The sequence below is a fragment of the Bacillus sp. LJBV19 genome, from assembly GCF_017797845.1.
GTDB classification, from domain to species: domain Bacteria; phylum Bacillota; class Bacilli; order Bacillales; family Bacillaceae; genus Bacillus; species Bacillus velezensis.
The window spans coordinates 1,757,471-1,770,902 of the sequence record NZ_CP072563.1 but is presented as its reverse complement, the minus strand read 5'-3'; the positions used below and the strand labels follow the sequence as shown (position 1 = coordinate 1,770,902).

Here is a 13,432-nt window from a genome sequence, read left to right as displayed (position 1 = left end):
ACTCCTCTCTCATTTAAATGCTTTCCAGAACATTTTTTTCGCAGGAAGCTCTTGTTTCTCCGCTCGTACGTCAGGTTCTTTTACCAGAGCCTTACGTCTTAATGACGGTACCGGCAGCGGCTTTCTTTTCAATCGGGTATCTTTTTCTTCCCAAGCTTCCAGAATAACGTGGGCGTTCGTTCCGCCGTCGGCAAAGCAGTTGATGGCTGCTGACGGTCTGGCTGCATCCCATTCGCCGGCTGTTTTATGAAAGTGAAAATCTGTCTTTGTTATATCAAAATGCGGCATCGGTTCGTCTCCTGAGAGAAACGGAACCGTTTGTTTATGCTTCAGCATTAATACGACTTTAATGAAGCTTGCGATGCCTTCTGCGCAAAGCGGATGCCCGATGTTCGGCTTGATTGACCCGATGCCGAGCGGAACATGCTGACCTGAGCGGTATACGGATTGAATCGCCTTCAGCTCAAGCAAATCAGTCACCGCGGAACCCGATCCGTTTGCTTCGATATAAGTGATGTCTTCCGGCTTTTTGCCGCTTTTGAAAAGCGCGCTTTGCATGACATCTTTTTGCGCCTGCATATTAGGAGCTGACGGGCCTGCCGTTCTGCCGTCATTGTTCATGGCGGCGGCCTTAATGACTGCGTGTATCGTGTCGCCGTCTTTTTGCGCCTGGCTTACTGTTTTTAACAGAACCATGCCGACGCCTTCACCGAGGACAACTCCGCCTGAACGCTTGTCAAATACGTGAAATGCCGGTTTTTCGTTTAACAGCCCGCGCTCTTGGAACATCCGGTGCGCCGCATCCGTGTTCAGCAGGCTGACGCCGCCAACTACCGCCGCTTTGATATCGCCGCTTCTCAGTGCCTGAACGGCCATGTTCATTCCTGTCAAAGCCGATGAACAAGCCGTATCAAGCACGATGCTCGGCCCGCGCAGATCAAAAAATTGCGAAACGTTTGCCGCTAAATAATTCTGCCCGCCCGCAACGATCGGGTTGCGGGTATTCGCAAGACTTTCAGGATCAGGCTGATGCTGGCTGCGGCCTCCGATATACACACCAGCTTCTATGCCCTTGATTTCTTCACGGGTATAGCCCGCATGGCACCAAAGTTTCAAGCTCTCTTCCAACACCGCCAACGCCTGAGGGTCCATCGCTTTCGCGTCGTTTTCCGGAATGAAAAAGAATTCGGAATCAAAGTGATCCATATTATCAATCAATCCCGCAACGTATTGATTTGCATATCCGAAACGTTCCGCCGGGACGGGGCCGATTGCGGACCTGCCGCTTCTCAGCAAGTCCCAATATTGGTCTAACGATTCCGCCCCCGGAAAACGGCAGCTCATTCCGACGACGGCAATGTCTTCAGTTACGGCATCACGCTTTTGTTCAGTGTGAACCGTTTGTACGGCAGCCGGAACCAAGATTTCTGTATCAGGTTCTTCCCTTTCTGCAAGCAGCGGCTGCCCATTGGATACAAGCCATTCGGCAAACGCGTCAATCGTCGGATGTTCATATAAAACAGACGGATCTAAGTCCTCTTTGAGCGCTTGATTCATTTGCTGTAAAAGCTGCGCTAAAATGATCGAATCAACCCCGTAATCCTGAAACGGTTCGTCTGTTTCCAGTTCTTCCGGAGCGATTTTCAGCTCATCGGAAAACAATTTCACAAGCCACGCCTTCGTATCAAGAAGCAGTTCTCTGTCTGAATGTTTTTCCGCGGCTTTGCCGGTTATTACGGCTTCAGTCTCTTTTTGTGTTTTCTCTTGACAGAGCAGCCTGTCAGGATGCCATTCGCTCCGATCAATGATAGCCGGCAGAACGGACGGGCGGATGTTTTCAGATAAAATGCGGTCCAGCAAGTCAAGGCCTTCCGCGTTGGACAGTCCCAGCAGCCCGGTCTGCTTCAGGCTTTCTGTGCGGACTTCACCCAATCCGGTTTCCTTCCAGTTCGGCCATTGAATGCTGACCAGCGGATATTGATGCTGATGAGCCGCCGCGAAATAATCCATGTACGCATTTGCCATCGCATAATCCGACTGTCCCGCCGCGAGCGCCGGAACGACTGCAGATACTGAAGAAAATAAGACAAAAAATTGCAAAGGGTCATTTGTGAAAAGGCTGCTTAATGTTTGAAGCCCTGCGACTTTCGGTTCCAGCACTTCTTGTATATCGTCGGCAGTCTTTCTGATAAACGCCGGATTTACTGAATTAACCGATCCCGCACAGTGAATGACGCCGCCGATCGGTCCCATCGTGCGCCGGATCGTTTCAATTTCCGCTGCCGCCGCATCATGATCAGACAATTTCAGACTGATCACCGCCACTTGCACTCCTTTTGCTTCAAGCTCTTCAATCCCCCGTATCTTCTCTTTCAGCCTCGTATTAACGGCTGACCGTTCATGGCGGGGAGGAATCGGCTCCCTGCCTGTCAGCACTACTTTTTTCACGCCGTGTTTTTCTGTGAAATGGCGGGCGCATAAGAGACCCAGTCCCCTCGTGCCTCCGGTAATGAAAAGCACATGGTCTTCAGGAAACGGTGCGGGCTTATGTTCTGCTCGCTTCCCGCTTGGAATCTCCCTGAATAAAGCACGGTATCTCTGTCCGTTTCGGCGGCAGATTTCCGGTTCTGTGCTGTCCGCCGAAAATTCATCTGCAATCTGTTTGGCAAGCGTCTGCTGATCCGTATCTGTATCGGCATCCATGTGTCTTGACGTCACGTTTTGATACTCATTTTGAAGCATTCTGTACAGGCCGCTTTTTGCCGCTCCTGCAAGATGAATCGTTTTCTGCTGAAATGGCTCCAATCCTTTTGTTACATATAGCAGCGTCAGCGGCCGCGCTTGCCGGCGGCTTGTATCAATCAGAGTCTGGAGCCGGCTGATCCCTTTCAGTGAAGGGGCTTCGTCTCCGCATCCCGTCAGATCGATTGCGCCATCTATGTGATTCCAATCGCCAGCTGCAGTGTCAGCGGAATCGACCGGGAGAATGAACGAGTCAGTGAAATGCTTCGCAGTCTCTTCGGCTAGCTCCGCTGTTCTTTCATCAGCCAGAATCATGACCGTCCTGCCGCTTTTCTCACCGGCCGAATCGATCTCACACGGAACCCATTGCTTATCTAAAAGCACAGCCTTGCGCCGGTCTTCTGTTTCCTGCGGTACGGCTTTCGGCTCAGGCAGCCAGTACGGCTCCTTCGCAAATGGGTAAGCCGGCAGACTGATTCTGCGGGGTTTTTCGCCTTGATAGAGTCTTTCCCAGTCCATCTGAAGCCCTTTGGCCCACAATTCCGCTATTTTGGCGTATTTTTTCTTATCGAACCATGACCTCACAAGCTGCTTCAGGTCATCGTCCGTTTCAAATGCTTTGATTTCTTTTTTAGCCGTTTTGATATGGGCTTCATATATCCCTTCACCCGTATTTCCGTTTACAAAATCGGTTAAACGGCTGATCAGTTCTTCTCTCGAACCGGCTGTAACCGCAAGACGGTAATCCATCGCATCACGCCCGGTTTGAAGCGTGTACGCCATATCTGAAAGATTGATATTCTGATTGGCTTTTGCAAATTCGATCACAGACTCGGCATAGGTTTTTACCTGCGGCGCTTTTTTCGCCGACAGCACAAAAATGTTTGTCTCATCAGGCTTACGGCTTCCCCGGTCTTTCGGCTGATACTCTTCGATAACGAGATGAGCGTTTGTGCCGCTGTAGCCGAATGAGCTGACACAGGCCCGCCGCGGTGCTCCGCCTGTTTCCCAAGGTTTGAGTTCGGTATTGACAAATAAAGGCGAGTCATTGAAATCAAAATGTTCATTCGGCGTGCTGAAATGAAGGGTCGGCACAAGCTGCTGATGCTTCATCGACAGCAGAACCTTCTGGACGCTTGCTACACCTGCCGCCGCCGACGTATGCCCGATATTCGATTTAACCGAACCGATGGCGCAAAATTGTTTGCGATCCGTTTTTTCCTTGAATACAGAAGACAGGGCTTCTAATTCAATCGGATCCCCCTGCTTTGTGCCGGTGCCGTGCATTTCCGCATAGGTGATGCTCTCAGGGTGGATGTTGTGCGCTTCATACACTTGGCGCTCTAAATCCATTTGGCTTTTCGCGCTTGGTGCGGTAATGCCGTTGGTTTTTCCGTCCTGGTTAATTCCAGATCCGATAATGACTCCGTAAATATGGTCTTGATCGGCTTCCGCATCTTTCAGCCTCTTCAAAACGAGCGCCCCCGCGCCTTCGCCGGGCACAAATCCGTTCGCACTGTTATCAAATGCTTTACATTGGCCGTCAGGAGACAGCATTCCGGCTTCACACATGCTGATGTATGATTCAGGCGTTAAATACAAGGTCACGCCGCCGACAAGCGCCATGTCAATTTCATGATTCAACAGCGCCTGACGCGCCAAATGAGTCCCGACGAGAGATGAAGAGCATGCCGTATCAATCGGAATGGCCGGCCCTTTCAAATTGAGATAATAAGGCAGGCGGGCCGCCGCGATGCTGAAACTGTTGCCCGTCGCGCTTCCTCCTGTCTGATGTTTGTTTAACATCATGCCGTATTCATTGTTCATAATCCCCAAATAAACGCCGCAATTTTTCCCGTTTAATTCTTTTGAACTGTAACCCGCATCTTCAAAGGCTTTAAAACCTTCCTGTAAAAATATCCGGTGCTGCGGGTCCATAAGTTCCGCTTCAGACGGAGAAATATTAAAGAACAGCGGATCAAATTCTTCAATGCCGTCAAGCATACCGATTGATCTGCAGTATACTTTGCCCTTCTTGTTTAAGGCCGGATCATAGTATTTGTCTACATCCCAGCGGGAAAGCGGGATGTCGCGAATGGCATTTTTCGCACGGGCTAAGTTGTCCCAATACGTCTTTAGGTCCGGCGCATCCGGGTACTTGCCCGACATGCCGACGATGGCTATCGCGTCCGCTATCTCGTCTTTAGGCTCCCGTTTGGCCTGCACCGGTTCAGGTTCCTTTTGAACCGTTAATCTCTCAGGCTCGGCAGGTGTTTTCTCCTGCAGGGCGTGTTGCTTAAGCGGCTTTGGACGTACGGGAACCGCCTGTTTTTTTCTGCCGCGGACGGACGGCTGCGCACGCAGAAAATCGGCAAATTGGCGGATTGTCGGATAATCATACACTTTCGTTACGTTACAGTCCGTGCCGTACCGTTTATTGACGGCCTTTATCCATTCAAGACCGGTAATCGAATCCATACCCAAGTCAATAAAGGCCTCATCAATATCTACCTCATGCCGATCCATGTACAATACATCAGCCAGTGCTTTTGATAACTCGTCATGCACCGCTTCAATCGGTTCTTCCGGTTCGGCGGAAGCTGCCGTTTCAGACATCGCCTCCAGAATATCCGCTTCTGCTTGTATCACATGCTGCTTATGAGCGTTTAAAGGCTGCAGCAGTATGTTTGACGGTTTTTTCACGGCCTCTGTTTTCTGCGGTTCGGTTGCTTCCTCAAGGATCGGTTCTGTCCCGAGCTCTTTTTGCAAGAAGGCCGCAAACTGGCGGATTGTCGGATAATCATATACTTTCGTCACCGTAAGGGACGTGCCGTATGCTTTATTAACAGCCTTTATCCATTCAAGACCGGTAATTGAATCCATGCCGATATCAATAAATGTGTCGTCTGCGTCGATATCGTCGGCATCCATATATAAAACGTCTGCCAAACTTTCGGTCAATACGGCACTTACTTTTTCAGCGGAAACCGCCGGACGGGAAACAGACTGTACGGTTCTTTTCGGTTTCGCGCCGCTCAAAGGCTGCAATGAAATGTTTGACGGTTTTTCTTTGGCAGTCTCCTCGTGAAGAGTTGTTACTTCAATGACCGGTTCCGGGACGGCCGCCGATGCGATCGGCGCAGACTGTGTTTCGGCCGGTTTTTTGACAGCTGCATCTGCTGATATGTCGATCCAATAACGGTCTTTTGCAAACGGGTAGGCCGGGAGACTGATTTTTTGCGGTCTGCCCATTTGATACAACTTATCCCAATTCAGCGGAAGGCCCTTCACCCAAAGCTCTAATACCTTTGCGGCTTTGCCTTTTTCAAGCCATGCCTCAATGGTTTTTTCCATGTCCTCATCAGCCGCAAACAGCGCCATCGTGTCTTTATTCTGTTTGACTTGTCCGCGGTAGAGTTGGTCAATTGACTCCTTGCCGCCCGTAAATTCGTCAAGCTTCTCTTCAAGCTCGCGCAAATTGCTGACAATCATTCCGAGACGCTCTTCCATCGGTTCACGGCCGATTTGAAGCGTATATGCGATCCGGCTCAGATCCGCTTCCCGGTAACGCCCGCTCCGCAGCGCATCAAGAAGACGTTCCGCCCGTTTTTGAAGCCGTTTCTCATTTTTCGCGGAAAGGACGATCATCGACGGATGAGGCGCGGCAAAAGCCGTCTCCTTATCCTCATCAGCGGAATATTCTTCGATGACGATATGAACGTTGACGCCGCCGGCTCCGAATGAGGAAAGCCCCGCGGTTCTCGGCAATTCATTATTTATTCCGTTTTCATTTATGACCGGTCTTTTCCACTCTTCAAGCGTCTGCTGCACTTTAAACGGCGTAGCGAGAAAATCAATATTCGGGTTAAGCGTCCGGGAATGCAGTGACGGTGCGAGCTTCTTATGTTTCATTTGCAGGAGCACCTTCGTCAGACCCGCGATGCCCGCCGCGCTTTCACAGTGCCCGATATTGGATTTCGCTGAGCCGATGGCACAAAACTGTTTATCTTGTGTTTGTTCTGAAAAGGCTTTTGTCAGACCCGTGATTTCAATCGGATCGCCGAGTGAAGTTCCGGTGCCGTGGGCTTCGATGTAGCTGACCGCCCTCGGATCGGTTCCCGCGTCTTTTAACGCCTGTTTGATCACCGCGGCTTGGGCGTTCGGATTCGGTACGGAATACCCGTTTGTTTTTCCATCATGGTTCACGGCCGTTCCTTTGATCAGGCCGTAAATATGATCACCGTCCGCTTTCGCTTTAGAAAGCGGCTTAAGGAGTACGGCGCCCACTCCTTCACCGGGCACATAACCGTCCCCGCCTTCTCCGAAACTTTCACATCTGCCTTTGCTTGATAAAAATCTGTTCTGGCCGAGCATCAAATATTTATTCGGATGAACGGATACATTGACGCCCCCGGCAAATGCTGCTTCGCATTCCCCGTTCCGCAAGCTTTGGCATGCCAGATGAATGGCTGTTAAAGAAGAAGAGCACATCGTATCCAGAGCCATGCTCGGACCGTTAAAACCGAATACATAGGAAGCCCTGTTCGCAATTGATGACGGATTTCCGGTCAGCGCAAGCGATTTTCCGCGCGCCTGTTCTTCTGCTCCGTAAAGCTGATATTCCTCATACATGACGCCGACGTAAACACCGACATTGGCGCCAAGCAAATCACCCGATTTTTCCGTGAGCTTTTTGCGCGTGTAACCGGCATCTTCCATCGTTTCGTAGACACACTGCAGGAATAACCGCTCCTGCGGGTCCATCAATTTTGCATCCCGGGGCGAAATAGAGAAGAACTGCGGATCAAATTTGTCCACGTCTTTCAAAAATCCTCCCCATTTTCCGTACGTCTTGCCTTCTTTATCTTTATCAGCGTCGTAATAAAGACTGTGATCCCAGCGATCGTTTGGAATTTCGGTTATGCAGTCAGTGCCTTCACTCAAGTTCTTCCAAAATTCCTGAAGATTTTCGGCCTGCGGATATCGTCCTGACATACCGATAATCGCGATATCTTCACGCTCCGTCAGCTGCTGATTTTTCCGCGTGTCTGGACGGACATGCGCAAAGCCTTTTTTGCCTTCATTCCGTTTGGAAACGGGCTTTACTTTCGCTTTCTCAGACAGCGCCGATTTGGCTGCAGGGGTTTCTTCTGTTTTCATCCCGGTCACTTCCAGCAGCGTGTCCCGGTGTGCTTTCATAAAATACTGCGCCAGCGATTCGATATTCTGATATTCGAAAAACAAAGTTTTTGACAATGAGCCGAAGCTCTTTTCCAGCCGGCCCGTCAAATGCATAATCATAATCGAATCAATACCGTAATCTTCCATAGGCGCCTTGGCGTCAATTTTGCCGACAGGAAGTTTGGTCACTTCCGAAAGCACTTGTTTCAAGAAATGCTCCGTTTTTTCTGCAAGCATGTTCTCTCCGCCCGCTGTAAGACCTGCCGTTTCTTCGGTTTCGCTGCCCTTATCCGGCTGATCCGCTGATTTTTTCAGAAACGCCCGGATTTTTGCGGCGTAGCCTTCCGTCACCATGACTTGGGATGTGTTTGCCGCCCACCCGCGGTACAAAGCCTGAATGCCGTTTTCTGTTTGCATAGGGACCATGCCGCTTTCTTTTGTCAGCATGGCTTCCGTTTCAGCATCAACCGTCATGCCGCCGTCTTTCCAAAGCGGCCAGCAGATTGAAAGGGTGTGTCCATAGCGTTCATTTCGGGCTTTTTTACGGTTTCTTTTTTCACTGAAGACGTTCATAAACGCATTGGCCATCGCATAATCAGCCTGACCCGCGCTTCCGGCGCTTCCGGCTCCGGAAGAGAAAAGAATCAGAAAATCCAGCTCAATGTCCTTTGCCGCTTCATCCAGATGAACCAGTCCGGAGACTTTCGGCGCCAGTACATCACGGATTTCATCTTTGTGCTTTTTCAGAATATAGTTGTCTTTTATCGTTCCGGCGCTGTGTATGATACCGTTTAATCCGCCGTACTGCCGACAGATGTCCGCTGTGAGCGATTGAACTTCTTGTTTTTCCGTCATGTCCGTTTGTTTGTACACGGCTTGCGCGCCGAGATCGGACAGTTCTTGAAGCTGGGCTTTTTTACGGTTATCCAACAGAGAACGCCCCGTTAAAATAAGAACGGCGTCTTTTGCATGCCGGGCGATTTCTTTGGCGAACAAAAATCCGAGACCGCCTGCACCGCCTGTGATCAGATAAACACCTTTATCCTTCCACGGCTTTTCGGCGCCGAACTGTTCCAGCCCTGTTTCCTGCCATTGTGCCGTATAGCGCCTGCCGTTTTCATAGCGAATATGCTTGTCATCAGGATGAGCGCTGCATTCTTTTACATATCGGGACAGCGTGTCTGCCTTGACGTCCGGCTCCGCTTCAATCAGCTGGCCGGTCAGGTTCGGGTTTTCAAGCGCCGCTGTTTTCAAAAGCCCCGTTAAGCCGCAAAGGAGCTGCGTATCCGCTTCTTGAGGCACGACAATCTGAATGAGCTCGCGCCCGCCGGAATTTGAAGCGAGGATTTTCTTCACTTCTTCGAACGCCTGAAGCGCACAAGCTTCAAACCGTTCGTCTTCACTCTTATGCTGATCACGGAGCACATGACAGCTGAAGTCTGTCTGTATGCTGTTCATTTGATCCGTAAACCGGTCAGATATCATCACGTGACGGGCTTTGAAATGGATCGGCGCTTTTTCATGTACAGCGGCCTTCTCTTCCCATACGTGTTCAAAAAATAGTGTATCTGTTTTATCCGTTTCAATTTCCCGTGCGGAATAACCAGTCATTTTCACACATACATTGCCTTGTTCGTCACACAAATCAATATCCAGCTTCTGCACGGCATCTTCAGGCTTGCTTTCGCCGCTGTACGCAATGGATACCCACATATCACTTTTACAGCTTTTCAACACATCAATCTGTTCGAGAGCAAACGGCAGCATCGGCCGTATGTCAGTCCCGTCTCTGTCAAGCATTAACCCGATTGTCGCGTGGAAGGCCGCATCCAAAAAGCTCGGATGGAGGACAAACTGATCTTTTGTATGAGAAATAGATGACGGGAGTGAGAGCTTCGCGAGCACTTTGCTGTCTTTTGCATAGATTTCCGTGACCGCTTTGTGAGCATCCCCGTATTCAATCCCCATCTGTTTGTATGCCTGATAGCAAGCGTCAGGTGTGATCAGACGGCGTGACTCTCTTAATTTGTCAATCTCGATTTTGGCCGGTTCGCCCGCTCGGACAAATGCCGCGCTTCCTTGCGCATAGAGAACGGGCTCTTGTTCCGAGGAAGCCGATTCACTGTAAACCGTAAATCCCATCTCCCCATTTTCTTCGTCATAAAGACGGAGATACAGTTCTGCGGACTCATCCGCCGCTGTAAACGGACGTATCCATACGACATGTTTCAGACGGACTGTTCCTTCTTCCTTCGTTTCTGCCGCATGTTCCACGGCCGCCCGAACCATTTCCAGATAAGCCGCGCCCGGTAACGTCCGCTCGTTTTTGACGACGTGATCTTTCAGGAAAAATTCTCCGCCGCTAAAAGAGGACCGAAAACGGACGCCTGACATGTTTGATACATTTTCATGAAGGAGCGGATGCAGCATGCCTGCATTTTTTTGCGGCAGCGATTCTCTTTTCTCCGCCTTCGGCACCCAATATCGGATTTTTTCAAACGGATATGTCGGCAGGCTGATCCGGTTCGGTTTGTTTTCACCGTACAAGAGATTCCAATCCATCGTTCCTCCGCCGGCCCACTTTTCGGCAATCATCCCCAGACTCCCGGAGGAAAGCCATTTATGTATCAAGTCCGGAGCAAGCTCTGCCTGTTTGCTTTTATCGGCTCGGTTCCGCCAGCACCCGCTGACCGTTTTACCCGCCAGAAAGCCCTCCAGCCGCTCTTTGAGCTGTGTCATATTCTGAGCGGTAAACGCAACCCGCTCCTCCATCTGTTCACGGCCGATCTGAAGTGTATACGCCGCATCCTCAAGCGGCAGGCCGGGATGAATAAATGCAGACAGCTTCGCAACATACTCTTTTAGCCGTTCTTCATTCCGGGCTGAAACCGGAAAAATGAATGTCTGTTCTCCTGCCGGTTCAGCATTTGTTCCGTGTGATTCTTCAGGGATAAATTCCTCCAGAATGAGATGCACGTTTGAACCTGTCGCCCCAAAAGAACTGATGCCCGCACGCCGGGGATATACGGTCTCATTTCCGTTTTCCGTCACTGAAGGCTGATGCCATTCTTCGGTATGATGCTGGACGTAAAACGGTGATTGTTCAAAATCTAAATACGGATTCAGCTCCTCGGAATGAAGAGACGGCACCAAAGTTTTATGGTGAAGCTGCAGGGCAACCTTGCTTAAGCCGCTGATGCCCGCCGCCGATTCCGCATGGCCGATATTGGACTTCACTGATCCGATCGAACAGAACTGTTTGTCCTGTGTGTACTGGCGGAACGCCTTGACAAGGCCTTGAACCTCAATCGGATCGCCGAGAGAAGTTCCCGTCCCGTGCGCCTCAATATAACTGACCGTGCGCGGATCGATGCCCGCTTTGTCCAGGCATTCTTCAATCAAATCGGCCTGCGCGACAGGGCTCGGCACGGAAATTCCGCTCACTGTCCCCACGTGATTGACGGCACTGCCCTTTATCACCGCATAAATCCGGTCTCCGTCTTTTACCGCCTCTCGCAGCGGTTTTAATAAAACGGCACCGATTCCTTCAGCCGGTACATAGCCGTCTCCGTCTTTCCCGAATGTATGACAAACTCCGTCTGTTGAAAACATGTCCCATAAACCGTATGTCAGATATTTATTCGGATGCAGCGACAAGTTGACCCCTCCGGCAACCGCCGATTCACATTCCCCGCGCCGAATGCTTTCCGCAGCAAGGTGAACCGCAGTCAGCGAAGATGAACAGACCGTATCGACCGCCATGCTCGGCCCGTGAAAATTGCAAAAATATGAAACTCTGTTTGCGATTTGCGCATAATTAAGAGAAAGCGGGAATACATGATCTTCGGAAGAAGCTTCAGCCCCGACCAACGTATAATCCTTATGCATCACCCCTGCGAAGACGCCGACGCGCTGTCTCTTATTCCGTCCGCGCGCCTCTGCGAGCGACTTTGGCGTATATCCGGCATCCTCAATCGTTTCCCAGCATGTTTGTAAAAACAGCCGTTCCTGAGGGTCCATTGTTTCAGCTTCCCGCGGCGTAATTCGGAAAAATTGGGGATCAAAGCAATCCGGATCATCAATAAATCCGCCCCATTTTGAAATGCTCTTCCCGGAAGGCGACTTTACATTTTCAAACCGGCGCCAGTCCCAGCGAGACTCCGGAATTTCGGCGACACAGTTTTTTCCTTCTTTCAGGTTTTCCCAGAATTCATGAATATTTTCGGCCTGCGGGTAGCGGCCGGCCATGCCGATAATGGCGATATCTTCATCTTGCGGAACATTGCTTTTCCGTCTTCTCTCTGTTTGCGGCTCAACCGGCTTCTCCATTTTTGCCGGAGGCGCGCTGAAATGGCTCCCGTACTGCTCAGTCAGGAAAGCGGCCAGCTCTGCTGCCGTCGTATATTCAAACAGCAAAGTCGGAGAAAGGGTTTCGCCGATTTTTTCGCTGATCGTTTCGACAACGTCAAGCAGTCCGGACGATGTCAGCCCCATTTCATAGTAGCCGACTTGAGAATCAATCTGTTCAAGCGGCTTGCCGATTTTTTCAGCCATCAGATTCATGACATACCGTTCTGCTTCCTCATGCGGGTGTCCGCCTTCAAGCGATGCCGCAACTTCCGGTAAACCGGCTTTTTCAGGAGACTTCTCAGCAGGCTTACGGTCTGTATTGATCAGCTCGGCATCCCGCACGAGCTTGCTTGTGAAATCTTTCAGCTCGGCTACTTTCCGGCCGGATGCGTTAAAAAACTCCAGTGTAATGTAAATGAGCTCCTTTTCCTGCCGAAGCGACGAACGTTTGATTCTCGTGATGCAGCCGCTCTGCAAAGGTTCGGATGCTGTAAAAGATTCGTAGAAAAGAGGCAGAAACAGCCTCTTTTCCCCATTTAACAGCGATGAGATCAATAGGTTTGCGCCGACGCCGCTTCCGTCAAGAAGAGTCGGATGGAACAAAAACCCCCCGGCCTGTCCCATCGCGTCTTTTCCGAGCGATACATCAAAGGTGACGCCGTCCCGCTCCTCAAACACTTCTCCTTCTGCTTTCATATATCCGCTGTGAACCAATTCCTGGCTTCTGCATTGTGCATACAGCTCATTTAAATCGATGGTGCGTTCCGCCTCGCGTTTGACAGAGTCAAGATCAAGCGTGTCACTGAAAACTGCGGGTCCCGTCTCGTGCATTTCCGCTTTGACGTAAATGCGTTCTTCCGGCTGGACTCGTCCGCCGCTGACCTCAGCCCCTTTTGCGGTAAGTTTCCATCGCCCTTCTTTTACCTTTGTACATTCAACCGTAAGCTTGACGGCGCTGTCTTCTTTCGCAATAAGCGGCTGATATATGGATAAATGGCGCAGCTGAAGCCCGTCGTATGAATAGCCGCGCTCTTTGAAAATCTGATAAAACATATCAATATAAGCCAATCCCGGAAGGACTTTTTGTCCGTAAACGTCATGATGTAAAATAAACGGATTTTTCAGCGATAAAGTGATTTGCTTATTGAAGTTCTTCACG

The 13,432-nt window shown here is 50.4% G+C and carries 1 protein-coding gene; it reads right to left on the bottom strand.

All coding sequences use genetic code 11. The features are described 5' to 3' along the window. Positions 1-9 precede the first annotated feature (9 nt). On the bottom strand, positions 10-13,431 hold the full coding sequence (locus J6600_RS08685; protein ID WP_280879470.1) for a type I polyketide synthase: 13,422 nt from the start codon (positions 13,429-13,431) through the stop codon (positions 10-12). Position 13,432: the final 1 nt, after the last annotated feature.